Source organism: Streptosporangium sp. H13245, assembly GCF_055690525.1.
On sequence record NZ_JBSZKT010000021.1, the window covers coordinates 25,793 to 52,662 of the forward strand.

Annotated in this window: 21 protein-coding genes; 12 read left to right on the plus strand and 9 right to left on the minus strand. The window is 70.9% G+C overall.

Translation table 11 applies throughout. The annotated features are described in order from the left end of the window. Positions 1-310 precede the first annotated feature (310 nt). The 5 genes from ACW9TB_RS25315 to ACW9TB_RS25335 all read left to right on the plus strand — a co-directional run bounded on the left by ACW9TB_RS25315 (position 311) and on the right by ACW9TB_RS25335 (position 10,684). Positions 311-6,760 carry an amino acid adenylation domain-containing protein gene (locus ACW9TB_RS25315; RefSeq protein WP_472750547.1) on the plus strand — a complete coding sequence of 2,150 codons (6,450 nt, stop codon included), beginning with the start codon at positions 311-313 and terminating at the stop codon, positions 6,758-6,760. Between the two features lies 1 nt (position 6,761). Then, positions 6,762-6,935, plus strand: coding sequence for an MbtH family protein (locus ACW9TB_RS25320; RefSeq protein WP_329091877.1), 174 nt, complete (start codon positions 6,762-6,764; stop codon positions 6,933-6,935). Between the two features lie 75 nt (positions 6,936-7,010). Beyond that, positions 7,011-7,262 carry an acyl carrier protein gene (locus ACW9TB_RS25325; RefSeq protein WP_472750548.1) on the plus strand — a complete coding sequence of 84 codons (252 nt, stop codon included), beginning with the start codon at positions 7,011-7,013 and terminating at the stop codon, positions 7,260-7,262. 58 nt (positions 7,263-7,320) lie between these two features. Next, positions 7,321-8,658, plus strand: a complete 1,338-nt coding sequence (locus ACW9TB_RS25330) for a condensation domain-containing protein (RefSeq protein ID WP_472750549.1) — start codon at positions 7,321-7,323, stop codon at positions 8,656-8,658. A 187-nt stretch (positions 8,659-8,845) separates the two neighbouring features. Continuing rightward, positions 8,846-10,684: a N,N-dimethylformamidase beta subunit family domain-containing protein gene (locus tag ACW9TB_RS25335; protein ID WP_472750550.1), complete on the plus strand. Its 1,839-nt coding sequence runs from the start codon at positions 8,846-8,848 to the stop codon at positions 10,682-10,684. A gap of 70 nt (positions 10,685-10,754) precedes the next feature. On the opposite strand, the gene ACW9TB_RS25340 is transcribed toward ACW9TB_RS25335, so the two are convergent. Continuing rightward, complete coding sequence (locus ACW9TB_RS25340; RefSeq protein ID WP_472750551.1) at positions 10,755-11,942, minus strand: FAD-dependent monooxygenase; 1,188 nt, start codon at positions 11,940-11,942, stop codon at positions 10,755-10,757. A gap of 104 nt (positions 11,943-12,046) precedes the next feature. Then, positions 12,047-15,415 carry a BTAD domain-containing putative transcriptional regulator gene (locus tag ACW9TB_RS25345; RefSeq protein ID WP_472750552.1) on the minus strand — a complete coding sequence of 1,123 codons (3,369 nt, stop codon included), beginning with the start codon at positions 15,413-15,415 and terminating at the stop codon, positions 12,047-12,049. Between the two features lie 136 nt (positions 15,416-15,551). Here ACW9TB_RS25345 and ACW9TB_RS25350 point away from each other — a divergent pair, with 136 nt between their 5' ends. From ACW9TB_RS25350 to ACW9TB_RS25360, 3 genes are all read left to right on the plus strand, one after another. After that, positions 15,552-16,145 (plus strand): DUF4291 domain-containing protein, encoded by a 594-nt coding sequence (locus ACW9TB_RS25350; RefSeq protein ID WP_472750553.1) that lies wholly within the window; start codon positions 15,552-15,554, stop codon positions 16,143-16,145. A gap of 136 nt (positions 16,146-16,281) precedes the next feature. After that, the gene (locus ACW9TB_RS25355; protein ID WP_472750554.1) at positions 16,282-16,833 is read left to right on the plus strand and encodes an RNA polymerase sigma factor; all 552 of its coding nucleotides are present in this window, start codon (positions 16,282-16,284) and stop codon (positions 16,831-16,833) included. After that, a complete protein-coding gene (locus ACW9TB_RS25360) occupies positions 16,830-17,738 on the plus strand; it encodes a hypothetical protein (protein ID WP_472750555.1) in 909 nt (302 codons plus the stop codon). The genes ACW9TB_RS25355 and ACW9TB_RS25360 overlap by 4 nt, the downstream gene beginning before the upstream one ends. A gap of 342 nt (positions 17,739-18,080) precedes the next feature. Here the strand turns inward: ACW9TB_RS25360 and ACW9TB_RS25365 are convergent, their stop codons facing one another. Further along, positions 18,081-18,413, minus strand: a complete 333-nt coding sequence (locus ACW9TB_RS25365; protein WP_472750556.1) for a cupin domain-containing protein — start codon at positions 18,411-18,413, stop codon at positions 18,081-18,083. Between the two features lie 70 nt (positions 18,414-18,483). Between ACW9TB_RS25365 and ACW9TB_RS25370 the strand changes: the two genes are divergently transcribed. Beyond that, positions 18,484-19,449, plus strand: coding sequence for a helix-turn-helix domain-containing protein (locus ACW9TB_RS25370; RefSeq protein WP_472750557.1), 966 nt, complete (start codon positions 18,484-18,486; stop codon positions 19,447-19,449). A gap of 178 nt (positions 19,450-19,627) precedes the next feature. Here the strand turns inward: ACW9TB_RS25370 and ACW9TB_RS25375 are convergent, their stop codons facing one another. Next, complete coding sequence (locus ACW9TB_RS25375) at positions 19,628-19,867, minus strand: DUF397 domain-containing protein (protein ID WP_472750558.1); 240 nt, start codon at positions 19,865-19,867, stop codon at positions 19,628-19,630. Beyond that, complete coding sequence (locus ACW9TB_RS25380) at positions 19,864-20,766, minus strand: helix-turn-helix domain-containing protein (protein ID WP_472750559.1); 903 nt, start codon at positions 20,764-20,766, stop codon at positions 19,864-19,866. Before ACW9TB_RS25380 ends, ACW9TB_RS25375 begins: the two co-directional genes overlap by 4 nt. Positions 20,767-21,372: 606 nt before the next feature. Here ACW9TB_RS25380 and ACW9TB_RS25385 point away from each other — a divergent pair. The 3 genes from ACW9TB_RS25385 (at position 21,373) to ACW9TB_RS25395 (ending at position 23,970) form a co-directional block, all read left to right on the plus strand. After that, a complete protein-coding gene (locus ACW9TB_RS25385; protein WP_472750560.1) occupies positions 21,373-22,407 on the plus strand; it encodes an XRE family transcriptional regulator in 1,035 nt (344 codons plus the stop codon). A gap of 101 nt (positions 22,408-22,508) precedes the next feature. Next, positions 22,509-23,474, plus strand: coding sequence for an asparaginase (locus ACW9TB_RS25390; protein WP_472750620.1), 966 nt, complete (start codon positions 22,509-22,511; stop codon positions 23,472-23,474). A 28-nt stretch (positions 23,475-23,502) separates the two neighbouring features. Beyond that, positions 23,503-23,970, plus strand: coding sequence for a PPC domain-containing DNA-binding protein (locus ACW9TB_RS25395; RefSeq protein WP_472750561.1), 468 nt, complete (start codon positions 23,503-23,505; stop codon positions 23,968-23,970). Between the two features lie 67 nt (positions 23,971-24,037). Here the strand turns inward: ACW9TB_RS25395 and ACW9TB_RS25400 are convergent, their stop codons facing one another. From ACW9TB_RS25400 to amcB, 4 genes are all read right to left on the minus strand, one after another. After that, the gene (locus tag ACW9TB_RS25400) at positions 24,038-24,748 is read right to left on the minus strand and encodes a hypothetical protein (protein ID WP_472750562.1); all 711 of its coding nucleotides are present in this window, start codon (positions 24,746-24,748) and stop codon (positions 24,038-24,040) included. Positions 24,749-24,780: 32 nt separating this feature from the next. Beyond that, complete coding sequence (locus ACW9TB_RS25405) at positions 24,781-25,446, minus strand: pentapeptide repeat-containing protein (RefSeq protein ID WP_472750563.1); 666 nt, start codon at positions 25,444-25,446, stop codon at positions 24,781-24,783. Positions 25,447-25,518: 72 nt separating this feature from the next. Next, positions 25,519-25,701, minus strand: a complete 183-nt coding sequence (gene amcA / locus ACW9TB_RS25410) for a multiple cyclophane-containing RiPP AmcA (RefSeq protein WP_472750564.1) — start codon at positions 25,699-25,701, stop codon at positions 25,519-25,521. Next, positions 25,698-26,834: a cyclophane-forming radical SAM peptide maturase AmcB gene (gene amcB, locus ACW9TB_RS25415; protein ID WP_472750565.1), complete on the minus strand. Its 1,137-nt coding sequence runs from the start codon at positions 26,832-26,834 to the stop codon at positions 25,698-25,700. Before amcB ends, amcA begins: the two co-directional genes overlap by 4 nt. Positions 26,835-26,870: the final 36 nt, after the last annotated feature.

Genomic DNA, 26,870 nt, shown 5'->3' on the forward strand with positions numbered 1-26,870 from the left:
GGAGGCACTACAGGAAAGAATCTTTACTATTTAAAAGCGAGCGTCAGTCTTACATGATCGTAAGGGTCGCGCAAGACTTTGGGGAGAGGTTCACAGAGGCAACAAAACCCACGCGAAAGTGACCCTTGCGCCCTCGGGGCGAAGGTGTAACACTGACGACCGCAGAACTAACTGGAAAGTTTCTTTCCAAAAAGAAACCATCCCAACGCCCGCCCAACTGGGCAAATGTGCACAGAGCGGGCTTTTTGCGTACTAACCTCCAGCGCGATTGCGTGAACTACCGGGCCCGCGGCCGACAAAGGAGCCCTGCGTGTTCCCACCGGAGACCGTTCCCACCGGCCAGCCAGGGACGGAGTACCCCCTGTCGTACGGCCAGCAGCGGCTTTGGTTTCTCCACCGGCTCGATCCGGGCGACTCGGCCTACAACACATCCTATGTTTACAGGTTGAAAGGTCACCTTGACAAGATCGCCCTGGGGGCGGCTTTCACCGCGGTGGCGGCACGGCACGAGAGCCTGCGGACCCGCTTCCGCGAGGTGGCCGGGGAGCCCGTGGCGATCGTCGAGCCGCCCTCACCGGTGACGGTCGAGCGGCTCACCGCCCGGGGCGAGCAGGAGACCGCCGCCCTGGTCTCGGCGCTCACCAATACGGCCTTCGACCTGGCCGCCGCACCGCCGTTCCGCGTCTCGCTGATCGAGCTGGGCCCCGCGGAGTACGTGCTCTGCGTCGTCCTGCACCACATCAACGGCGACGGCTGGTCGATGAACGTGCTCCGTTCCGAGGTCGCCACCCACTACGGGAGCCGGGGTACCGCCCCGCTGCCCGAGCTGCCCCTGCAGTACGGCGAGTACGCGCGCGCCCAGCGCCCCGCGGACTCGGAGCTTCGCTGGTGGACCGAACGGCTGGCCGGGGTGCCTCCCCTGGAGCTCCCTGCCGACCGGCCGCGTCCCGCCCGGCGGACCGGCGCGGGTGCCCAGGTCGACTTCCGGATCGCGCCCGAGGTGGCCGCCTCGATCGGCGACCTCGCCCGCCGCGCCCGGTGCACGCCGTTCATGGTGCTGCTCTCCGCCTACCAGGTCCTGATGCACCGGCACACCGGCCAGACCGACTTCTGCGTGGGCACCCCCTCGGCCGGTCGCGGCAGCACCGAGCTGGAGACCATGATCGGTTTCCTCTCGACCACGCTGGCCCTGCGGTGCGACGTGTCCGGCGACCCCACCTTCGAGGAGCTGCTCAGGCGCACCCGCAGGGTCGTGCTGGACGGGCTCTCGCGGCAGGACGTCCCCTTCGAGCGCCTCGTGGCCGAGCTCGACGTGGAACGGGACCTGAGCCGCACGCCCCTGTTCCAGACCCTGTTCGCCTTCCACACCCACGGCGAGTGGGCCGAGCCCCTGCCCGGTCTCGACGCCACGTACTTCCCCAACGGCTGGGCCCGCGCCCGGCTCGACCTGTCGGTGGACCTCTACCGGGGCGACGACGGCGCGCTGTACGGCACCGCCATCCACAGCACCGAGCTGTTCGACCGCGAGACCGTGGAACGGATGGTCGCCCGCTTCCAGGAGCTGCTGGTGGCCGTCGTGGCGGACCCCGGCTCCCCGGTGAGCTCGCTGCGGATGCTGCCGGACGCGGAACTCGGCCTGCTGGAGGAGTGGAACGACACCTCGGCCGGGCTGCCGGAGGTCACGCTCGTCGACCTGCTGCTCGAACAGGTCTCGGCGACCCCCGACGCGGTCGCGGTCCGCGCCGCGCCCGCCCGTACCGCCTCCCCGACCGGCACCGCGCCCGGAGACGGGCCGCTGGACGGGAGCGAACCGGCGAACGGGACCACACCGGTCACCACGGGCGGCCCCGCGTCCGGGAACGGGCCGGTGGACGGGACCGGCGCGCGGGAGCTGACGTACGCGGAGCTGGCCGCGCGGGCGGCGGAGCTGGCCGGGCGGCTGGGCGCGGCCGGGATCGGGCGCGGCTCGCTGGTCGCGGTCCGGATGGAACGCGGTGCCGACATGCTCGTCGCCCTGCTGGGCGTGGCGATGAGCGGCGCGGCCTACCTTCCGGTCGACCCCGACTACCCCGAGGCGCGCGTCGCGTACGTGATCGAGGACTCCAGGGCGGCACTGGTCCTCACCGGCCTCGACGACCTTCCTCCCGTCACCGGTACGGGAACAGGTGCCCCCGCGCGACCGCTTCCCGACGACACCGCGTACGTGCTCTACACCTCGGGGTCCACCGGGCGGCCGAAGGGGGTGGTGGTGCCCCACCGGGCGCTGACCAACTTCCTGCTGGCCATGCGCGACCTGGTGCGGTCCTCCCCGCAGGACGTGTGGCTCGCGCTGACCTCGCTGTCGTTCGACATCTCCGCCCTGGAGCTCTACCTGCCGCTGGTGACGGGCGGGCGGGTGGTCGTCGCCGACGCGGAGACGGCCCGCGACGGGATGCGGCTCGCGCGTCTCGTCAGGGACGAGGGCGTGACCCACGTCCAGGCGACGCCCTCGGGGTGGCGCGTCCTGCTCGCCGGGGACCTGCCGCGCGTGGTGGGCCTGACCGGCGGCGAGCCGCTCGCCCCCCGGCTCGCCCGCGAGCTGCGCCCCCGGGTCGACCGGCTCGTCAACGTCTACGGCCCGACCGAGACCACCATCTGGTCCACGGCCTGGGACGTCCCCGAGGACCCCGGTGAGATCGTCATCGGCCGCCCGATCGCCAACACCGTCGTCCACGTCGCCGACCCCGGTGGCGGGCCGTGCCCGATCGGGGTGGCCGGGGAGCTGCTCATCGGCGGCGCGGGGGTCGCCACCGGCTACCTCGGCCGCCCGGCCCTGACGGCGGAGCGCTTCGTCCCCGGCCCCGGCGGTTCGCGGCACTACCGGACGGGAGACCGCGTCCGCCGCCGCAACGACGGCACCCTGGAGTTCCTCGGCCGGACCGACAACCAGGTCAAGCTGCGGGGCCACCGCATCGAGCTGGGCGAGATCGAGGCCGTGCTGGACGCCTGCCCCGGCGTGCGGCAGGCGGTCGTCGCGGTGCGCGGGGACCGGCTGGTGGCCTTCGTCGTACCCGCCGCGCCGTTGGAAACGAACGCGGAGACGAACGCGGAGACGGACCCGGAGGGTACGGGAACGGACGGTGCGGGAGCACTCGACGGGCTCGGGGAGCGCGCCGCGCGGGAACTGCCCGGCTACATGGTGCCCAGCGTGTTCGTCGAGATGGAGACGCTGCCGCTCACCCCCAACGGGAAGGTCGACCGCAACGCGCTCCCCGACGTGGACGCGGCGCCCGCGCGGGACGCGGTCGCCCCCCGCACCCCGGGCGAGCGGATGGTCGCGCAGGTCTTCGCCGAGGTGCTCGGGATCTCCGAGGTCGGGGCGTACGACGACTTCTTCACCCTCGGCGGGCACTCGCTGCTCGCCACCATGGTCACCGCGCGGCTGACGGCGCTGTCCGGGACGGAGGTGCCCGTCCGGGAGGTGTTCACGCGGCCGACGGTCGCCGCGCTGGCCGAGCTGGTCGCCACCGCGTCCGGTGAGACGAGCGACGGGCCCCGGCCGAGGCCCGAGGGAACCGTGCCGCCGCTCTCCTTCGGCCAGGAACGGCTCTGGTTCCTCAACCGGCTCGACCCGGACGACGCGTCGTACAACATGTGCCTGGTCAGGCGGCTGCGCGGGCCGCTGGACCGGGACGCGCTCGCCGGGGCGCTGGCCGGTACGGTCGCCAGGCATGAGAGCCTGCGCACCCGTTTCCCCGAGGTGGACGGCGTGCCGGTCGTGGTCGTCGACCCGCCGGGGCCCGTGACCGTCGAGGAGACGGACGCGGCGGGCGAGGCCGGGGCGCTGGAGCTGGTCGCGGCCCTGACCAACGCGCCCTTCGAGCTGGGCGCCAGGACGCCGCTGCGCGTCACCCTGATCAGGATCGCCGAGGACGACCACGTCCTGTGCGTCGTGCTGCACCACATCCTCGGCGACGGCTGGTCGCTCAACCTCATCTTCGACGAGGTGTCGCGCCAGTACTCGGGCGCCACCGCCCTGCCGCCGGTCCCGCTCCAGTTCGGCGACGTCGCCCTCTGGCAGCGCGGGCGCGACCTCGACGGCCTGCTCGGCTACTGGCGGGAGCGGCTCGCCGACCCCACCCCGCTGGACCTGCCGGTCGACCGGCCGCGTACCGCCGGGGCCGCCAGGCGCGGCGACGTGGCGAGCGTCCGGCTGGACGCGGCGGAGGCCGCCGCCCTGGCCCGGCTGGGCAGGGAGCACGGCGCCACCATGTTCATGGTCCTGCTCGCCGCCTACCAGGTCCTGCTGTCCCGGCACACCGGGCGGAACGACATCCTGGTCGGTACGGCCACCGCGGGCCGGGACCGGGTCCAGCTCGAACCGGTCGTCGGCTACCTCAGCGACACCCTGGTCATGCGCGGCGACCTGTCGGCCGACCCCACCTTCGCCGGGCTGCTCCGCGACACCCAGATCGGTGTCCTGGACGCCTTCTCCCACCAGGGCGTGCCGTTCGAGGAGCTGGTGACGGCCCTGAGGGTCGAGCGCGACCTGACGCGCACACCGCTGTTCCAGACCATGCTCATCCTGCACACGCAGGACTTCGCGCAGTCCCGCGACGCCTTCGCGGGGCTGACCACGACGGGTTTCGAGCACGGCATGCGGCAGGCCAAGCTCGAACTGATGCTGGAGGCCTGGCAGGACGAGCACCAGCTGACGCTCAGCTTCGTCTACGACGCCGAGCTGTTCGACCGGACCACGATCGAGGCGATGGCCGCGCGGTTCCGCCTGCTGCTCACCGCGCTGCCGGACGCGTCCGGCGCCCGGGTCTCCGAGCTGCCGCTGCGCACCGGGGACGACGACGCCCTGCTGCGGCGCCTCTCGCGGGGACCCGCGCGCCCGCCCGCTCCCCCGGTGCCGGACCTGTTCGCGGCGACCGTACGGGACACGCCGGGCGCGACGGCGATCGGCTGCGGGGGCGCCACGCTCACCTACGCCGGGCTGGACGCCCGCGCGGACGAGCTGGCGGCGCTGCTGCGGGGGCGGAACGTCGTCCCCGGCGACGTGGTCGGCGTCTGCCTGGACAGGTCGCCCGACGCCGTCGCGGCCCTGCTCGCCGTCTGGCGGGCGGGGGCGGCCTACCTGCCGCTCGATCCGGAACACCCCGCCGAGCGGCTCGCCTTCATGCTGGACGACAGCGCCGCCTCCCTCGTCCTCACCTCGGCGGGCCTGGGCGACCGCCTGCCTCCCGGCACACCACGCGCGTACGCGGACGACCTCTCTTCGCCCACCGCCTCTTTGCCCGCCGCCCGTACGGCTGAGCCCGGCACGCCACGCGCCCTTACGGCCCAGCCTGGTACGCCAGGCGCGGACGAGCGTCCTCGCGTCCCGGTGCCAGGCTCCGCCGCTTACGTGATCTACACCTCCGGGTCCACCGGAACGCCCAAGGGGGTCGTGGTCTCGCACCACAGCCTGGCCGCCCGTGTCGCGTGGATGCGTGACGCGTACGGGCTGGGGCCCGGCGACCGGGTGGTCCAGTTCGCCTCGCTGAGCTTCGACACCCACGCCGAGGAGATCTACCCGGCGCTGGCCGCCGGGGCCCGGCTGGAGCTGCTGCCCGAGGGCGGCGTCACCCTGCCCGACCACCTCGACCAGGTCACCGTGCTCGACCTGCCCACGGCGTACTGGCACGCGCTCGTCGACGACATCGGCGAGATCGCCTGGCCGCCGACCCTGCGCCTGGTGATCCTCGGCGGCGAGCAGGTGCACGAGGCTGCGGTGGCCCGCTGGCGGGAGCGCTTCGGCGACCGGGTGCGGCTGGTCAACACCTACGGCCCGACCGAGGCGACGATCATCGCCACCGCCGCCGAGCTGGACGGCTCCCCCGGGCGCCCGCCCATCGGCGTCCCGATCGCCGACACCTCGATCCTGCTCCTGGACGGCTCCGGCGAGGCCGTGCCGCCGGGGGTGCCGGGTGAGCTGTGTGTCGGCGGGGCCGGGGTGGCCGTCGGCTACCTGGGCAGGCCGGACCTCACGGCCGAGCGCTTCCCCACCCTCGGCGTCCCGGGCGCTCCCGACGTCTCCGGTCTTCCCGGTGTCCCGGGCGTTCCCGGTGGCGTCGGCGGGGAGCGGATCTACCGGACCGGTGACCTGGCGCGCTGGCGGGCCGACGGGCAGCTGGAGTTCCTGGGCCGCCTCGACGACCAGGTCAAGGTTCGCGGCTTCCGGATCGAGCTCGGCGAGATCGAGGCACGCCTGCTGGCCCATCCCGGCGTCGGCCAGGCGGCGGTGGCCGTCCACAGGGAGACGCTCGTCGGCTACGTCGTCGGCACGGCCACCGGCGACGAGCTGGCCGGGTACCTGGCCGGGACGCTGCCCGCCTACATGGTCCCCGCCCTCTGGGTGAGCCTCACCGCCCTGCCGCTGACCGCGAACGGCAAACTCGACCGGGCCGCGCTGCCCGCGCCCGAGGCCGGGCCCAGGACGAGGACCGCCCCGCGCGGCGACGCCGAGGAACTGGTGGCCGAGATCTTCGGCGAGGTGCTGGGCATCGAGGAGATCGGCGCCTTCGACGACTTCTTCGCGCTGGGCGGGCACTCGCTGCTCGCCACCCGCGCGGTCGCCAGGCTCCGGGCCGCCGTCGAGGTGGACGTGCCGATCCGTACCCTGTTCGCCCGCAGCACCGTGGCCGACCTCGCGGCGGCGGTGGAGGAGCTGCTCGTCGCCGAGCTGGCCGAAATGTCCGACGAGGAGGCCGAGCGCCTCATGGAAACCGGGAGCTGAGATGGGTTACCGCGTCGTGGTCAACCACGAGGAGCAGTACTCGATCTGGCCGGACGGCCGGGACCTCCCGGACGGCTGGCGCGAGGAGGGCGTCTCCGGCACCAAGGAGGACTGCCTCGCCCACATCGACCGCGTCTGGACCGACCTGCGCCCGCTCAGTGCGAGAAGATCGTGAAAAGTCCTGAAATATCCGACAGCTGGAACCGAATCCCGGCGAACGGCGCCGGAGACCGTACGAGAGGGGCTGGCAATGGTTAGGGAACGGCTGGCGGCGATGGTGGCCTCGGCCTCCGACGGAGCGGTCACGGCCGGGGAGGCACTGGCCGCCACGGTCCCGCTGTCCGCGCTGGGGGTCACCTCCCTGGCGCAGATGCGGCTGATCGACGCGGTGGAGACCGAGTTCGGGGTGGAGATCGACCTGTCGGGCGACGGGTTCGACCTCCTGGACGACCTTGACGCGCTGGAACGCCATATCAACGAGGCGCGAAGCGCGCATTCCTAGACGCACTTCCGAACGGGGGAAGCACATGGACATCCGGTTCTCGGGGAGCCGATCGGGGATGGCACCGCTGACCTGGGGGCAGCGGGCCATCTGGGACACGATCCAGAAGACGGCGCCGGACGACCACTACTTCAACTTCGGCCGCGTGCTCGCCGTGCCCAGGCGGGCCAGGCCGCTCACGGTGGCGGGGGCCACCGAGGTGCTGCGCGCGCTGGTGGAACGGCACGAGTCCCTGCGTACCAGGCTGGGCGAGGCACCGTACGGCGACCGGGAGGGCGGGACTCCCTACGAGAGGACGCGCGGGAGCGGCGGCGCGGAGCCGTGGCAGGTGCTCGCGACCGGCGGCTCCATCCCGGTCACCGTGTCGGAGGGCGACCCCGAGCGGCTGCGGGACGAGCTGGCGCGGACCGCGTTCGACTACGGGAACGAGTGGCCGCTCAGGATCGGGCTCGTCGTCGACCGCGACGAGGTCACCCACATCGTGCTCGTCTTCTGCCACCTGGCCGCCGACGGCCTCGGGGCGGAGGTGGCGGTCACGGACCTGCGGCTGCTCCTGCTGCGCGGCTCCGTACCCGGGCCGACCCCGCCCTCGCCGCTGGAGCTGGCCCGCTGGCAGGGCTCGGAGCAGGGGCTGAAGGTCGCGGCGGTGGCCGCGGAGCACTGGGAGAGCGAGTACCGGCGCATCCCCCCGACCATGTTCGACCGGTGGGCGGGCGCCCCCGCGGATCCGCCGATCTGGCGGGCGCAGCTGGTCTCCCGGGCGATGGACCTGGCCGTGCAGCGGATCGCCGCGCTGAGCGGCGCGAGCACCTCGACCGTCCTGCTGACCGCCGCGTCCGTGCTGGCCGGGAGGGTGACCGGCCACGACGTGAGCGCGATGCTGCCGATCGTGGGCAACCGCTTCCGGGGAGACACCGTCAACGCGGTCACCACGCTCTCCCAGGAGGGCCTGTTCGTGCTGGACCTGCGCGAGGGCGGTTTCAGCGAGCTGCTGCGCGCGGCCAAGCCCGCCGCGCTGCGCGCCTACCGGTCCGCCTACCACGACCCGGACGACCGGGACCGGCTCACCGAGCGGGCCGGCCGGGAGCGGGGCGTGCGGGTCCACCCGTACTGCTGTTTCAACGACATGCGCTTCGCCGACCGGGTGGACGCCTCCCCCGACGAGCCGAGCGTACGGCGGGCGCTGGACGAGACGACCCTCACCTGGCCGCTCAGCCAGGAGCGGCTCAACTGCCGCTTCTGCCTGCACGTGACCGGCGAGCCCGGCGGGCTGGGCGTCTCGCTCACCGCCGACACCGGCTACCTTCCCCGCCCCGCCATGGAACGCTACCTGCTCGACCTGGAGTCGCTGCTGGTCGAGGCCGCGTTCCGCGAGGTGCTGGAGCCGGTCGGTTGAGCGTCCCGCCCAAAACCGAAACCAGGACCGGACCCAAAGCCAGAACCAGAACCAGAACCAGGACCGAGGCCGGAGCCGGAACCAGGACCGAGGCCGGGACCGGAACCGGGGCCAGAGCCCGAACCGGGGCCAGAACCGAAGCCAGAACCAGGACCGGAGCCCGGAGACCCCACGCCGGAGGTGTCCGATGACGGTCCACGCCTACGCCGAGTCGACGTCCTGCGTCCAAGGCGGCGCGCTCCGCTTCCACCTCGCCCGCGCCTCCCGTGCCCCGCTGCGCGGCTCGGTGCTGGTCGAGGACGTGGCCACCGACCTGGCCGTACTCGACGGGGAGTTCACCGGCCCGGTGTGGACGCTCGACGTCCCCCCCGGCTGGCGCAGCTCGCTCTACCGCGCGGTCTTCACCGCCGGTGAGGAGAGCAGCGAGGTCTACTTCGCCGTACGGGCGGCCCGTCCCCGTTCGCCGGTCCTGCTGTCGATCCCGTTCCCGACCTGGCAGGCGTACAACCGGGCGGGCATTCCCGGCGAGTCCATCTACTGGAGCGAGCAGCCGACCCGCGCCTCGCGCGTCGCCTTCGACCGGCCGGGCGGCGGGCCGCCGCCCGAGCGCTGGGAGGAGGGCATGATCCGCTGGCTGGGCCCGGCCGGGTACGACGTCGACTACTGCTCGGCCCTGGACCTGCACGAGGGGCGCGAGCTGCTCTCCGGCTACCGGCTGCTGATGGTCAGCGGGCACGACGAGTACTGGTCGGCGGGGATGCGCGACAGCGTCGAGGAGTTCGTCCGCCGGGGCGGCAACATGGCCGTCTTCTCCGGCAACACCTGCTGGTGGCAGTTCCGGCTGGAGGACGACGGGCGCACCATGGTCTGCTACCGCGACGCGGTCGCCGACCCGATGGCCGCGGTGGATCCCGCCCTCACCACGGTCGAGTGGTCCAGCGCGCCGGTGAACCGCCCGGAGAACGGCCTGACCGGGGTCAGCTTCCGGCGCGGCGCCGGGACCTGGGGCCCGTACATGCAGCTCATGCACGAGGAGTCCTACACCGCCCGCTTCCCCGAGCACTGGGTGTTCGAGGGCACCAAGCTGGGCGAGGGCGACACGTTCGGCAGGGGGGCCATCGGCTACGAGACGGACGCCTGCGACTTCGTCGAGGAGGACGGCGTGCCGGTGGCCACCGGGCGCGACGGCACCCCGCCGTCCTTCGTCATCCTGGCCACCGCCGACCTGCGGCACTGGCACCGGTACGGCCAGGGCGGCATGGCCACCATGGGCGTCTTCGGCCTCGGCGCCGGGACGGTGTTCACCGCCTCCACCGTGAACTGGGGCAACACCCTGCACGACCCGGTCGTGGACCGGATCACCCGCAACGTGCTCGACCGGCTGTCGGTACGCACCGGCGGCTGGGAGACCGTCGGCGGCGCGGACGAGGTCGGCGCGCTCACCGTGTTCGACTCCCTGCTGTACGGCGCCACCCCGGACGGCTCGCTGCTCACCCGCGAGGTCTCGAACCAGAACCTGCGCTGGCGCCCCGCGGGCACCGCCCCCGCCCTGGTCGCCCTGGCCACCCCCAGGGAGGCCACCGCCGTCCACCCGATCGGCCTGTACGGCCTCACCGCCGACGACCGGCTCGTCTACCGCGACCCCGAGCACGGCTGGACCACCCTCGCCGACGGGCCTCGCGGCGGGGTCGGCCTGGGCATGGTGAACGGCGAGCTGTTCGCCGCCGCCGGGGAGGGCCTGTGGCTGCTCGACCCGGAGACCTCCACCTGGAGCCTGGTCGAGGCCACCACCGGGGCCGACGCCGTGGCGCTGGCCGCGATGAACGGCCGCCTGTACATGGCGGACGCGGACGGCCGGATCCGCACGCGGCTGCCGGTGGCGACCCCGGACGGATGGACCGACCTGTGCGACGCGGGCGGCTGCACCGTGCTGACCGGGCACGCGGGCACCCTGATCGGCACCGCCCCCGGCCGCCCCCTGCTGCGGCGCGCAAGCTTCCTGGAGGAGACGGCTCCCGCGTCGTGACCCTCGCGTGGTCCGCGGGACACGGCCGTGTCACCGTCGTCGGCCACGGTGAACGCGAAGTCTCCGTCGCTCACGTCGCGGCGGAGGTCCCGGAGAGCGCCGGGTAGTCCTTGAGCCTGATATCCGTGGCGAACCTGTCCGTCATCTTGAGCATCGCCCGCAGCAGGAAGCGACGCTTGAAGATCCAGTTCCGCATCCTGATCCCCCGCCACGTCGCCGGGGCGAGGAAGGGACCGGCACTGCCCTTCCCCGCCACCTTCGCGTAGCCACGGAAGATCTCCTCGTACTCGCGGAACGCCGTCCGGTGGTCGCCACCGGCCGCCGCCAGCTCCCCGGCCAGCACGTACGCGCCCACGACGGCCAGGCCGGTGCCGAAGCCGCCCAGGGTGTTGCCGTAGGCGGCGTCGCCGAGCAGCACCACCCGGCCCTTCGCGTAGTGGTCCATCTCGACCCTGCTGATCGAGTCGAGATAGAGGTCGCGCGCCTCCGGCAGCCGGGCCATGAGCTCGGGAACCCGCCAGCCCATGCCCCGGTAGGCGTCGGCCAGGATGCGTTCGTGCCGCCCCACGTCGTCGCGGTCGTAGTCGAGCCGCTCGGAGGCGAAGACGAGGAACGCGGGCGACTTGGGGCCGCCGAACGCCGCCATCCGGCCGGGCTCGTTGTACATCCACCCGGGCCCGTCGTCCGTCACGCCGCCGGAACCGGCGCCGAAGTCGGCCAGCGCGTAGTAGTGGCCGAGGAAGCGCACGTGGTCGGACTCGGGGCCGAAGGCGAGCCGCCGTACGTTGGAGTGGATGCCGTCGGCACCCACCACGAGGTCGAAGGTACGCGGCGCGCCACGCTCGAAGGTGACGTGCACACCGCCCGCCGTGTCGGTCAGCGAGGTGATGGAGTCGCCGAAGACGTACTCGCAGTCTCCCTCGGTCCTCTCGTACAGCAGGGCGGCGAGGTCGCCGCGGAGGATCTCGATGTCGCCGCCGGTGAACTCGCCGGGCATGACCGCCAGCCGCCTGCCGTCCGCGTCGACGATGACCTGGTCGGTCCCGCCGGTCTGGCGCCGCCGCACCTCCCGGAGGATTCCCATCCGCTCCAGTACGACGCGGTGGGTCTCCCCCTTGAAGTCGACGGCCTGGCCGCCGGGACGGAGCGCGGGCGCCTTCTCGACGACGGTGACGGCGTGGCCGGAGCGGCTCAGCCAGTAGGCGAGCGCGGGCCCGGCGATGCTCGCCCCGGAGATGAGGACCGTGGTGTTCTTCATGCCCACGAGCTTCGCGGGGAGCGCTGACAGCTCACCGACCATCGGCTGACAGCCGGACGCCCTCGGCACCGGCTCTTGTCAGCCGCCTTCGACCCCAGGCGCTTTCAGTCGTCGTCCGGGTCAAGCTCCGCGAGCACCTCGTCGTGGCGCATCGCGGCCCCGCGGGCGTACGCCGAGGCGAACGCCTCCGCGCCGACGAGGTCGCGGGCGCCCGCGGCGACCCCGGCGACGTCGCGGTCACCGGCCACGGCCGTCCCGCGCAGTGCCACCGCCATGCCGAGCAGCAGCGCCGCCCGGTTCCCCGCCCCTTCGAGCAGGGCGGCTCCCGCCAGGCCCTCGGCGGCGTCGGCGAGGTCCACCGCCAGCGGCGACCTGCGCGCGCGATCCCGCGCCCGGCGATGGTGGAGCAGGGCCCCGGCGAGGTCGCCCTCGGCCTCGGCCAGCCGTCCCAGCGCGGTGAGCGCCCGCGCCCGCGCCGCCTCCGCGCCGAAGGACTCGGTCTCCGCTCCCCGAAGCGCCAGGTCGATCCGGCGGCGGGCCTCGGGGAGATCGCCTTCGAGCCGCGCGATCTCCCCGAGCCCCAGATGCGTCACGGCGGGCACGCCCGGCGCGCCCGCCTTCCTGGCGAGTTCCCCGGCGCGCCGGTGGTCGGCGGCGGCGGCGGCGAGGTCTCCCTCGCGTACCAGTGCCTCGGCCCGGCGTCCCAGCACGTCCGAGGTCTCCTCCAGGGCACCGAGTTCCTCCAGCAGTTCCAGCGCCTCCCGCCACAGGCCGCGGGCTCGCGCCCACTCCCCGCGCCAGCCCGCGACCAGGGCCAGCCAGTCGAGCCCCTGGGCCGTCCCCCAGCGCTCCCCCAGGGACCTGAAGCGAGCCAGCGCCTCCTCCAGCTCCTGCTCGCCCCCGGCCGGATCACCGCCGAGCACCTTCAGCAGGGCGCGGCTCAGCCCGGCCAGGGCCAGGCTCCACGGATCGGAACCGAACAGCCGGTCGGTCTCGGGCCCGGTGGGCGGCGACTCCGGCGGGCCGGCGGACATGCCCCACAGGGCCATGGCGAAGGGGTAGCGCAGCGGCCGGTCCCGCGACCGCATGATCGCCCCGGCCCGTTCCCAGTGTTCGGGCAGCGCCCGGGGTACGGCGTGCGCCACGCACATGACGTACTCCTCCTCCAGCCCCGGCAGGGGATCGACGGTCGCGTCGAGCAGCTCGGCCGCCGCCTCTCCCGCGTGACCGCGCCGGCCGCTCAGCCACCAGTACGCCGCCAGCGCGGCGACCAGCCGCATCCCCGTCTCCCCGTCGTCACGCACGGCCCAGCGCAGTGCGGCCGTCAGGTTGGCGTGCTCGGCGGAGAGCCTGGCCAGCCACCGGAGCTGTTCGGCCCGGCGCAGGTGGGGGTCGGCGCGCCTGGCCAGGTCGAGGAAGTGGCGGGCGTGGCCGCCGCGCAGGCGCTTCTCCTCCCCCGACTCGGCCAGCCGTTCGGCGCAGAACAGCCTGATCGTGTCGAGCATCCGATAGCGGTCGCCGTCCGCCACGACCAGCGACCTGTCCACCAGGTCGGCCAGCAGCCCGGCGGCGTCCTCCACCTCGCAGACCGCCTCGGCGGCCTCCAGGGACGCGCTTCCCGCGAACACGGAGAACCGCCTGGCCAGCACCTGCTCTCCGGGCGAGAGCAGGTCCCAGCTCCACTCCACCACCGCGCGCAGGGTCCGGTGGCGGGCCGCCGCCGTGGGGTCTCCGCGCGACAGCAGCCGGAACCGGCCGTACTCCGCCAGGCGCGTGGCGATCTCCTCGGCGGTGAAGGAGCGCAGTCGCGCGGCCGCCAGCTCGATGGCCAGCGGCAGTCCGTCCAGCGCCGCGCAGATCCGGACGACCGTCTCCACGTTGGCCCGCCGCACCTCGAACCCCGGTCGTACGGCCGCCGCCCGGTCGGCGAACAGCCGCACGGCCGGGCAGGCCAGGGCGACGGACGGCGAGGAGTCCGGTGGCGGGGTCTCCAGCGGGGCCAGCGGCACCAGCGTCTCGCCGGTGATGCCGAGGGGCTCGCGCCCGGTGGCCAGCACGGCCAGCCCGGGGCACTCTCCCAGCAGCCTGCGGGCCAGCGTGGCGGCGGCGGCGTTCACGTGCTCGCAGTTGTCGAGGACCAGCAGAAGTTCCCGCCCGGCGAGTGCCACCACCAGGTGCTCCACGAGGTCGGCCGGGCGCGGCGCGTGGAACCCGGGCTCGCGCAGCCCGAGCGCGCCGAACACCGCCCGTACCACCTGGTCACCGCCACCGGCCGGAACGTACCCACCGGGCAGAGCGGGACCACCGGGTAAAACAGGACCGTCGAGTAAAGCAGGACCGCCGGGTAAAGCAGGACCGTCGAACGGGACAGCGCCACCGGACAGGGCGGGACCGCCGAACGGTACGGTGCCGCCGGGCACGGCAGGATCGTGGGGCGAGGCGGGAGCACCGGGCGGAGCGGGACCGTCGAGCAGGGAGAGGTCGACGAAGCACGCCTCGCGCCGCCCGCGTCCGGCCGCCTCGATCGCCAGCCGGGTCTTGCCGGTGCCGCCGGGCCCGATGATCGTGATCAGCCGCGAGTCGCGCAGCGCGTCGATCCGCTCCAGCTCCCGCTCGCGTCCCACGAAGCTGGTGAGCTGGGCCGGTAGCCTCCGCCGTGGCGGCGGCGCGGGCCGCTCGGCGCGCAGGACGGCCAGATGGATCGCGGCGAGCTCGGGCGAGGGGTCGACACCGAGTTCCTCGGCGAGCAGCCGCCTGGCCTCCTCGAACACCGCCAGCGCCTCGGCCTGCCGCCCCGCCGCCCGCAGGGCGAGCATCAACTGGCCTCTGAGCCGCTCCCGCAGCGGATGCGCGGCCACCAGCCGCTGCAGCTCCGCCACCGAAACCACCGAAAACGCTGAAGCCGCAGAAACCGCTGAAGCCGCAGAAACCGCAGAAACCGCAGAAACCGCAGAAGCCGCTGAACCGCCCTCGGGAAGGGCCGACTCCGCCTCGGCGAGGTCCTCCGTCGCCGACAGCCGGAGCTCCTCCAGCCGGGCCGCCCGCGCCCGCCCGAAGGGCAGGTCGGCCAGCGCGGGCCCGCGCCACAAGGCGAGCGCCTCCCGCAGCGGACCGGCGGCGACCGCGTAACGGCCCGCCGCCAGCAGCCGCCGCCCCTCGCGAGCCAGTCGTTCGAACCGGTGGGCGTCGACGTCGTCGGGATCGGCCACCAGCCGGTAGCCGGTCCCGTGGAACTCGATCACCTCGCCGGGCAGGCTCCGGCGGAGCCGGGAGACCTGGGCCTGCACCGCGTTGGCGGCACCGGCGGGGGGATCGTCACCGTACTGGCCGTCGATCAGACGCTGGACGCCGACCACCCGGCCCACGTCGAGCAGCAGCATCACGAGCAGGGCACGCGGCCGGGGCCCGCCCACGGAGATCTCCTCACCGGTGGGGGACCGCACCTCCAGGGGACCGAGGACACCGAACCGCATCGCCTCAATTGTCTCCCATATCTCCGGGGACGCCCGTACAGCGGGGGCGTACCGGAGCAGGGGCATGGGCGAATCCGAAGAGGGCCGTTGGTAAATCAATGGCTTTTCCCGGACGGCCGGGCTCATCCTGTCCGCCATGGAAGAACCGAGGCACCGGATCCGGGCGGTTCACAACGCGTCCACGATCACCGTCTACCAGGCGTACACCCCGGAGATCGGTCTCCCCGCCGCTCGTCACGGCCGCTTCCCGGCCGCCTGGAAGCGCGACCGGATGACGTGGATCAAACCATCGTTCCTGTGGATGATGTACCGCTGCGGCTGGGGCACCAAGGAGGGACAGGAGACCGTCCTGGCCATCGAGATCACTCGTGAGGGGTTCGAATGGGCCCTGCGCCACGCGTGCCTGTCGCACTACGAGCCGGGGCTCCACCCCGACCGGACCGCCTGGAAGCGGGAGCTGAGACACGCGTCGGCCCGGGTGCAGTGGGACCCCGAACGCGATCTCCACCTGCGACCGCTACCCCACCGCTCCCTGCAACTGGGCCTCTCGGGTGAGGCCGCGCGCCGGTACGCGGACGAGTGGACGGTCGCCGTCACCGACGTCACCCCGCTCGCCCGCGAGATCCACGCACTCCTGCGCGAGGGCGAACCGGACACCGCGACCCGGCTCCTCCCCGAGGAGCGCCCCTACCCTGCCGGGGACGACCTTCTGGCCCACCTGCGCCCGTAAGCGGAAACGGGTCCGCCCCTCCGCAACGATCCGATCGGCTCAGCCGTTCTGTTCCCGGCCTGAAATTCTGCCGCCGCCCGCGGACACGTAGGAGGTGAAAGCCCGCAGCGTTCGGAAGGTCTGACGAGGATGACACGTGAGTGAACAAGACGACCGGTCCCGGTTCGAGGTGGTGTACCGGCGAACCCATGAGCAGATCCTCGGATACGCCGTGCGGCGGTGCTCCTCCCCCGAGGACGCCGCCGACGTCGTGGCCGAGACCTATGTGATCGCCTGGCGGCGGATAACCGAGCTCCCCGACGGTGAGGGCGGCAAGCTGTGGCTGTACGGCGTGGCCCGGCGGGTCCTGGCCAACCACCGCCGGAGCGAGCGGCGCAGGCTCACCCGGCACACCGAACTCACCGACGAGATCGCACACCTCTACACCGCTCCCTCCCACCACGGTGAGCGGGACGGCGTGGACGAGGCCATGGGCATGCTCGCCGACGGCGATCGTGAACTGCTGGCCCTGACCCTCTGGGAGGGGCTCGCCCCCGGCGAGATCGCCACGGTGCTGGACTGCTCCCGCAACGCCGCCCGTATCCGCCTGCACCGGGCCCGCAGGCGCTTCGCCAAGGCCCTGGAGAAAACCCGCCCATCGGCCGCCCGTTTCGCGTCACGGCCCCTCATCGAGAAGGAGTCACGGTGAACAACGACCAGATCTTCAAGGACCGGGCGAGGGCGCTGGACGAGGACCTGACCGGCCGGGCATCCACCGCGGGGGCGGACGCGCTGCTGGCGGAGATCGTCTCGCTGGAGAACATCCCGGTGATCGTCCCGCCGGAGCACACCCCGGCCCGGCGACGGCTCATGCCCTCTCCCGGCCGCGCCCTGCTCGGCCTGGCCGTGGCCGCCGCCCTGGCCGGAGCCATCGTCGTCGGGCCGTCCCTGTTCAGAGCGTCCGAGCAGGTGTACGCCAGTCAGGCCGTGACGATCGACCGCGTCGGCGACGAGTACGCCTTCTACTTCACCGACGGCGATCCCGATCCCGCCGAGCTGCGGAAGGCCTTCCACAAGGTCGGCCTGGACAACCTCACGGTGAAGCTGATCCCCGTCTCGCCGTACATGGCGCCGGGCTCCGTCTTCGGGTTCGAGAAGACCGACCCCGACGCACGGGCGACGTTCGCCGGGAACGGCTGCCCCGGGCGGGTCGCGGACTGCATAACGGCCTTCAGCGTCACCGCGGACATCGAGGGACCCGCGGAGGTCCGCCTGAGCCGCCCGGCGAAGCCCGGCGAGAAGTACGTCTTCCCCGGCGACGCGAGCTGGCCGGGCGAGGCGCTGGCCGGGGTGAGGCTGCAGGGACGTTCGGTGGCCGAGGCGGAGAGCGTCGTGCGCGAGCACGACCTGAAGGTGGCCTACGGCATCGACTGGCCGCTGCGAGGTGCCGTGGGAGTTCGCCCCGAGGATGACGTTCCCGCCTCCCGCGTCGATCCCGGCTGGTCGGTGACGACGGCGGAGACCTACAACGACGGCGTGATCGTCCTACGCGCCGAACCGGGCCCGGGCGCGACCCCGCCCTCCGGATTCTGCGTCGACCCGGTCTGCCCTTGACACCCGTACGGACATGACCGCGGCTGGGCTCAAAGCAGGTGGGCGGTCGTTGTCCACCTGTCCCTCAGCCCGTGCCGATCGACCGGGCAAAGGATATCGACCGGGCAAAGGATGAGGTGAGGGGCGGGCCTGTTCACCGGGATCCGTTTCGTGGTCGATCCCAGAACCGGCCCGCCTCTCGCCAAGGTGTCGACGAACGTGGGCAGGCTCGCGAACGAACGGCAGGTGGAGACCTTTCCGCGCCCGGCACATCCGGGTGGTCTCCGCGCCACCTGTCTCCTGGAGCCGTGAGCGGACAGGCGTCCGCACGGCTGTTCCTCCACCACAACGGGCACTCCCAGCTCAGTACGCCTGGCGCCGGGGGATGCTGATCCCGAGCATGCGCGCCCCGGTCTCCGTACGCGGGCGGTGGGTGCTGCCCGGGGCGAACACCACGTAGCTGCCCGGCCCGAGCCGGTGCCCCCTGTCGATGAACTCGCCGGACACGACGTAGTAGCGCTCCTCCCCGTCGTGCACGTCGACCTCCGGCCATTCGCTGCCCGGCGCGAAGTCGTAGACCCAGCCACGAGCCGACTCGGTGGCGGGCAGCAGCCGCCGGAAGATGCCGGGGACGACCTCAACGGATTCGACCTCGTCGACATTCAGGATCTGCACGCCGTCGTGTTCCTCGTTCATGAGCCCATCGTGGCCGGACACGGTCAGGCCGCCCAGTGTCCAGAATGACATCCTCCGGTACTTTCCTGCCATGGCCGTTCATCGCGTCGTCGCCCTGGTCCTCCCGCCGCAGTCCACCTTCGAACTCGCGTGCGCCGCCGAGGTCTTCGGCGTGCGCCGTCCCGGCCTGCCCGTCCGCTACGGGTTCGAGGTCTGTGCCGAGCACCCGGGCCAGGTGCCCACCCTGGCCGGTTACGACATGGCGGTGACCGCGGGCCTGACAACGCTCGACGCCGCGGACACGGTCGTGATCCCCGGCTGGCAGCGGCCGGACACACCCGCCTCACCCGCCGTCGTACGCGCGCTGCGGCTGGCTCATCGGCGCGGGGCCCGGATCGTCGCGATCTGCTCCGGCACCTTCCTGCTGGCCCAGGCCGGTCTGCTCGACCAGCGCCGGGCCACCACGCACTGGCGAATGGCCGCCGAGCTGGCGGCACGCTTCCCCGACGTCCAGGTCGATCCCGACACCTTGTACGTCGACCACGGCGACGTCGCCACCAGCGCCGGAACAGCCGCCGGTATCGACCTGTGCCTGCATCTGGTCCGTGCCGACCAGGGCGCCGCCTACGCCGCGCAGGTCGCCCGGCACATGGTCATGCCGCCACACCGCGAAGGAGGGCAGCTTCAGTACGCCGCACCCCCTCCCGCCGACCACCTGCCCGGCTCCCTGGCCCCCGTGCTCGACTGGGTGACCGAACGGCTCCACGAACCCCTCTCGGCCGATGACCTCGCCTCCCGGGCCGGGGTCTCCGCCCGCACCCTCGCCCGCCGCTTCGCCGAACAGCTCGGCGTCAGCCCCGGCCAGTGGCTGCTCGGCAAGCGGATCGCGGCCGCCCAGGCCCTGCTGGAGGAGACCGACCTGCCCGTCGAGACGATCGCCGCCAGGGTCGGCCTCTCCTCGGCCACCAACCTCCGCCGCCGCTTCCACCGCGCCCTGCGTACCACCCCCACCGCCTACCGCCGCGCCTTCCGCGTCGGCGCGCCCACTCCCCCGTGACACGAACCCACCGAAGCAGGCCGATGCCGTACGTGCCAAACAATGCAATCCCATGATCACGAAGTACCGCTGACCAACCGGCGTACGAGGTCAGATGGAGACCGGGCCGTCAAGGGTGGCCGGGGAAGCCGAGGCTCAGGGCCAGGGCCAGGCCGACCACCATGAAGTGACGTCGTGATCAGTCAAGTGTGGTCAGTTGGTCGAACTCACCGTCACGGGCGCCGAGGGCGAACGCCCTGAACTCCGCGAGCGTGTACACGTGAGGCAGCCTGTCGGGGTTCTGGGAGTCACCGACCAGGATATAGCCGTTCTTGCTCGCGACCCGGACGCAGTTACCACCGCCTCCGCTGTGGGAGGAGACCTGCCACTCCACATCCGTCAAGTCGAACGCGGAAGGGTGGGGCTTGCTGACACTCACGGCCACAGCTCCTTGATCATTTTCTTGAGGCGAACGCGCGTGCCGTCGGACTCCAGCGCCTGCTCCCACAGGTCGGCGAAAACCTCGGCGTAGCGATCCACATCCGACTCTTCCTCGAAGTACACCGAGCGGTTCATGGTTTCCACCCACACAACGTCGCGTGTGGCCTCGGGGAAGCTCATCAGTACGAACGGACCGCCGAGACCCGGATGGCACCCGATCGTATCCGGCAGGATCCGGATGGTGTTCTTGGATTGTTCGGACGCGGAAAGCAGATGTTCCAGCTGGTCCCGCATCACGTGCCGGTCACCGACGACGCGCCGCAGGGCGCTTTCTTCGATGAGAGCCTGGAACTCGCGGAGGGCCCCTTCTGCGATCTTTCGCTGCCTGTCCATACGGACATCCACCAGGCCCCTGACCTCGACCGGCTTTAGTTCGGTGCGCATGCTCTCGATGACGTGGCGAGCGTATTCCGGCGTCTGGAGCAGGCCCTGGACGAGGAGGGGCTCATAGTTGCGCAGAACAGAGGCCTGTGGCTCCAGCTTCAGATACCCCTCGAACCGCATAGGCCCCAGAAGCGCGGAGTGCCTGCGCCACAGAGCGGGCCTCCGGCGGCGGCTTGCCGAGGACACGTCCACGCTAAGGAGACCGATGATCTCGCGCCGCGCCTTCGGGTCGGCTTTGTAACAATCGAGAAGGGCTTCGACCAGCTCTTGCGCGAGACGACGGCGCTGGCCACTCTCGATTCGGCTCAGCGCGCTTGAGTCCGTCCTAATCCCTCGCTCGCGCAGTATCTCGTGCTTCGCGACCGCGACGAGTGTCAGGTTTTCCTTCTCCCGCAACTCCTCAAGACGTCTGCCGACCTCACTGAGTGTCAGCGACCACGGCGCCTTGTTCATGTCCGGCATGTTGAGTCAGTGTGATGGCTCACCGCGCTACTCACAACCAAATCTATTGAACAATTTGCTCGTTCATGTTGCCTGGGAAATGACGGGAGAGCATCCTGGCCAGAGCCACGATGCGTGTGAGCCCGCCCGTCTTTTCGTACATATGCCACTTTTTATGCCGAACTGAGCTCGTCCGACCTTCGTCCCGGGAGGCTGTCACGATGCCCCGTCCCACGTTGTTCCGCACCCTTCTTCAGGAGCGCCATTGGAACAGCTGGGGCCTGTTCTGCCCCCACTTCGAAGAGATGGCGCGGACACTCTCCGCGGAGACCAACTCGCCTCGCCTGGCCGACGTCACGGTGGGACGCAGAACCTTCGACCGGTGGATTTCGGGTGACTGGTATGGACGTCCCTGGCCGGACACCGCGCGAATCCTGGAACGTCTTCTCGGCTTTCCCTGTGCGGATCTGTTCAGCCCGACACCAGACGTCCTGAACGCGCGGGCGGCTGTCCGCGACCGACGACGTTGCCGACTCCTGGGAAATGACGGGCAGGCAGGCTCTGGACGGCACCACGGTCGCCGTACAGTTCCATCCCGCGCTCCGCCGCGGAGACGACGTGAGTATCCACACATCGGACACCGACGCGCTGAGGCGGTTCCTGCGCCCCGCACGACGCGGACTGCTCATCGGGGTGCAGGAGCAGGCTGACGACCTCCAGCTCTACGTGGTCGACTCCTCGAACGCCCGAAGGGCACGTGCCACGTTCGCGGCCCAGGGTACGCACGACCTGCCCGCGGCCCACCTCCTGGACGATCTCACCTACGGCATCCTTTGGGCTCTGATCCAACTCGACGACGGACTACTCGCCGATGACCGGTCCCTCGACGAGGAACAACACATGCTCGGCACGTATCTGTCCCTGCCACGCTCAGCCCCCAGCCGGGTGACCCTGCCCGAACTCACCACTGTCGGCTCGAACTGGCTCGGTTCGACTTTCTGCGCCCAGCACATCCAGCGACGCCTGCGGGGAGCCTCCGCGCCGCCGGTCTTCTGGACCCGTGAGCAGACCGGCGAGCAGGCGTCCGCATGGCTGTTCTTCCGCCACAAGATCGACTACTTGCGGGCACTCTCAGCTCAGTACGCCGGAACGAGCAGCCCGCTGTCCAGGGTCTTCTGCGTACCGGAAGCCGAGGTGGCGAAAAGCAGCCGCTACGAGCGCATCCTGCTCTTCCTTGCCATCACACTGATGGAGACATACGGGATCCACGTCCAAGTCATGGTTCGCCCGGAGTACTCCGCGGTCGACGGGTTCGCCCTGGTCCCGGAGCAGCGCGCGGTGGTCGCCAACTGGGTCCGTACGGAGTCTCTCTGGGCGGCCGACACCATCACCCGGCGATCCGAACTCCGCGCCTACAGCGAGGCGTTCAATGACGCCAGCTCCCGCAGCGTGATGCAGGGACCAGACTCCGAGACTCGCCTGCGCGCATTGACCGGCTACCTGGACATCCAGTGGTCCTGGCTCATCAGACGCTGCCGTGAGCTGGGCGAATACGGAACGGCGAGTCTCGTACGCCCCCGTAGCCGCCATATCAGCCTCGACGCGCTCGACAACGTCCTGCAGTTTCTCGGCACCCTTGCCCCAGACAGATGAAGGGGACAAGGCTGATCCTTGATCCCGACAGCAGTGACCTGCTCTTTCGAAAGGCGCTCTCCGTGACCCTCGACCCCCAGGAACCGAACCGCGCTGTTCTGGTGCTTTCGCTCGGCGGCACCATCGCCATGACCACTCCGTCCGGAGAGGCCGGTGGTGTCACTCCGCGGCTGACCGCGGCGGACCTCGTCGCGGCGGTGCCCGGTTTGAAGGGGGAGGCCACCCTGGAGGTCGAGGACTTCCGGCAGATGCCCGGCGCCTGGCTCACCGTCGACGACATCGCGGCCCTGGCCGAGCGGCTCAACGAGCGGGCCGCCACGGGGACAGCCGGTTTCGTCGTCACGCAGGGCACCGACACGCTGGAAGAGACCACCTTCCTGCTGGATCTCCTCTACCGAGGTGACGCCCCCGTCGTACTCACCGGTGCGATGCGCAATCCCGAGATGGCCGGTGCGGACGGCCCGGCGAACCTTCTCTCCGCCATACGCACCGCGGCGAGCCCGGCCTTCCGGAACCTTGGCGCTCTGGTGGTCTTCGCCGACGAGATCCACGCCGCGCGTCACGTTCGTAAGATCCACAGTACGAGCACGTCCGCGTTCTCCTCGCCCGGCGCCGGGCCGATAGGTCATGTCGTCGAAGGGCGACCCCGCCTGCACTTCTCGCTGCCGCGTCGGCCGACCGTAGCGCTCCCGTTCACCCGGCAGGCCGGGGTAGAGGTGATCCATACGACTTTGGGCAGCGATGGGATCCTGCTCCAGGGACTCGACGAACGCCTCGACGGCGTCGTGATCGCGGCGTTCGGCGCCGGGCACGTACCGGCGACCTGGGTCGAGCGCCTGGAAGAACTCGCGGCCCGCATCCCGGTGGTCCTCACCTCCCGCACCGGTGCCGGCAGCGTGCTCTCCAGCACTTACGCGTTCGGAGGATCCGAGAGCGACCTGCTGGCGCGTGGCCTCATCAACGGCGGATCGCTTGACCCGTACAAGGCACGCCTTCTCCTTCTCGCGCACCTGAGCACCGAAGCGGACCTTACGGTGATCACGGACGCCTTCGAGATCAGGCGCTGAGCCACCCGCGAGAGATCTGGAGTACCGCATGCGTACCACCGAAATCACCACGGGCCGGAGTTTCGCCGTCGTGATCGACCACGGTGAGGAGTTCTTTCCCACGCTGGAGAAGTTCTGTGCCGAGAACGGCATCCGTGCGGGCTACGTCCCGACTTTCGTCGGCGGCTTCCATTCCGCGAGGCTGGTCGGCTCCTGCGAACCGCTGGAGCACCCGGAGAAGCCTCTGTGGGAGGAGATCGAGGTGGAGACTCTCGAAGCGCTCGGTGGCGGCACACTCGCCTGGGACTCCGAGAACGACCGCCTCGCCCCCCACATCCACGTCTCCGCCGGTTTGAAAGCCCAGTCCGCGGACGGGCGCACAAGTCATCTGCTCGGCGCCAAGGTCCAGTTCGTCGTAGAACTCATCGTCGTGGAAATCCTCGCCCCGGCCCTGACCAGGCCCAGGATCCCGAGTCTGTACGACGTACCGCTGCTCACGTTCGGCGAGCGGAACTGATCCGGGATCCGCGGGGATACATCGGTCGTCAAAAGAGCAGGAAATTGAAAAGAACGGCGCGTTCGGCTCAGCCCAGCCAGAAGGCGGCGAGGGACCACCTTCGGGCATCGCTTGTAGAGCCGTCGTGCGGCAGGAACTCCGTGGGGGCGATGTACCCCTCGCCGGGGTCGAGCCGGATGCGTAGGCATCGCAGCGGGTGCCCCTCTGCGATGTAACGGCGCAGGTCGTCGGTGTGCGGGTAGTACCCGTCCTGGTCACGGCCCAGGGCGCGGCAGATCTCCTTGATATCCAGGTCGCCGACCAGGAGACAGCGGGTGCCGGGTCCAAGGTTGAGGCAGAGGCGTCGGCGGCTGTCCTGTCTGGTCTCGTAGGGCCGTTGGTCGAAGTTGTCGACGTGCAGCCCGATCCGGTGACCGGTCGTGGAGTCCTCGGTGCTGGTGAGCTGTCCGGGCGGGCTGGCCGCGCAGGCGAGGCGCCTACGCGGCCAGCGGCCTTCCAGCGGGTCGAGAGCGGTCGCGGCGTCCAGTCGGCCCGGTAGATCGTCGGAGGCGAAGACCGGCAAACTCTGGCTGACGAGTTCGACCATCGTGCTGGGCGGCGTGTCGGCCGCAGGCCGGAATCGTTCGGCTTCCTTCTCGCTGAGTGACGTCCAGTTCTCCTGGGGAATGACGGCCGCGCCGTCGTCATAGCCAGGCACGTCACCCGCCTGCCGGACATCCCCGATGTCGACGCGTCCCCGGACGTCGTCGAACCGGTCGAACAACAGCCGTACGCTCATCTCTCTACCTCTCGCGCAGCAGTTGGCAGGCCCTAACCGATGGTGATCTCCATCTCGGCCGCGAACGCCTCAGCGAGGCCCTGGAGCTGCGGCCGGTCGATGATGATGTGCTTGAGCGCGCTCACTCCGCGAATACCGGACAAGTCGGTGCCGCGAAGGTCAAGGTCGCGGTACTTGCCGTCGCTGAACTCGGCCAGCGTGAGATCGCAATCGTCGATGGCCACACCACCGCTCAAGTCGGCTGCGGAGAACCTGGCATCCCGCAGGGAGCAGGACGAGAAGATGACCGCCCCGGTGGCACGTACGCGGGTGAAGGCGGCGAGGTCGAGCTTGCACCCCTCGAAGACCACATCGTCGAGGGTGATCCCCTCCCACACGGTGCCGAGCATCTTGCAGTCGGTGAACGTGACCCGGGAGAGTTTGCTGTCTTTCCAGTGGAGGTCGGACAGGTCGCAGTCGGAGAACTCCACCGAGTGCAGGCGCAACTCGTCCAGGCGGGCACGCTGGATGGTGAGGCCGACGACGCGCCCGTCCATGAGCTGGGTCCCTGACAAGGACAGCTCACGCAGGCGGGCGTCAACGTATCGGAAGTCGCGCAGCTTGCCGTGCTCGCCCTCCAGCGAATCGACATCGTCCAAGTCCGCATCGTTCAAGTCCGGCAGCGTAACGCTCGTCTCGCGCACGGTACGGGTGTCCATTGTCCTACCTTCCAGGGGAGATGAGCGGTCCCGCCGTGGGCGCGGCGATCCCGTGCCCACGATGGTCGTCTGCTATTTCTTGCTCCAGTTGTCCCAGCTCGGCTTGTTGTCGAATCCCCCCTTGTTGTTGTCCCAGCTTGGCTTGTTGTCGAACTTGGCGGCCTGAATCGGATCGGGGCTCTCGGGGGTTCCGCTACTGATCAGTTTGTCGACCACCTTCGCATCCGTGGTGGCCAGGTGCTTCAGCATGGTCATGCCGCGTTCTCCTTTTGGGTTGCGGTGTATAGAGCGGTAATGAGGGCCTGGCGGGTGAGTCGGCAGTAGTCGGTCTCCGTCGTGGCGAAGCTGCCGTTCTCGAAATAGCGGTTGCACGCCTGGGCGCCCCGGCAGAAGTCCCAGAATTCGCATTCGGCTTCGCAGCGTCGCAGACCTGCCATGAACTCGCGGGTGTAGCGCAACCGGTGCGCCTGATCCAGCATGCTGGCGATGCTCTGAGAGCGGACGTTCCCGGCAAGGAAGTCGCCGTAGGCGTCGTCGCCGATGCCGGACAGCTCGGGCGAGAACAGCACCACGTCTCCATCCACTGACACCGTCGGAATCGGATCGAGGCCGTATCTGCACCACTCGTCGCCGCGCCCGCTGCGGACGAGGCGCAGGTAGCCGACGAGCCGGTCGAGTTCCCGCAGCACCGGCCCTCCGTCGTGAGCCCTGCGCCACTCCAGGACCTGATGCCAGAAGCGTTCGGCCTGATCCTGGGTGATCCCGCACCGCTGGTCGTTGACGCCTTCCATCTCCTCCACGTTCAGGCCGATGGTGTGCGGCCCCAGGTCCGCGAGGAAGTCCAGGAGGGATTCGGGCTGCTCGATACTTTCGGCCCCCACGACGGCGATCAGAGAGAATCGGATGCCGTAGTCCGCGAGGCGGCGGATGCCGCAGACGATCCGGTCGAAGGCAACGCGACCACGAAGATCGACTCGCCGGGTGTTCAGAGCCGCCGGGCCGTCGATGCTGACGCCGACGTGGATGTGGTAACGGGCGAGCAGATCACACCACTCGTCGTCGATGAGAGTGGCGTTGGTCTGCACGCTGTGCTGTATCCGGCCCGCATGACGCAGCTCCTCGAACGGCGCGAGCAGGGCGGCGAACTTGCGTCGGCCCAGCGCCAGGGGCTCCCCGCCGTGCCACACAATGTCCAGTTCGTCACCAGAGCCGGTCAGATCCGCAGCCGAGGCGGCAACGGCCCGAGCCACCTCAGGTGACATCTCATTGCCGAGTCGCCGGAACGGCAGATAGCAGTACACACAATCGAGATTGCACAGCGTGGTCGGCTGGAGTATCAGGGTCTTGGCCCGGCCGAACCACCGATTGAAATCCAACGGTCCTTCCATCTCGTGACGCTCCTTCCCTGAGGCAAGGTCGTTCCC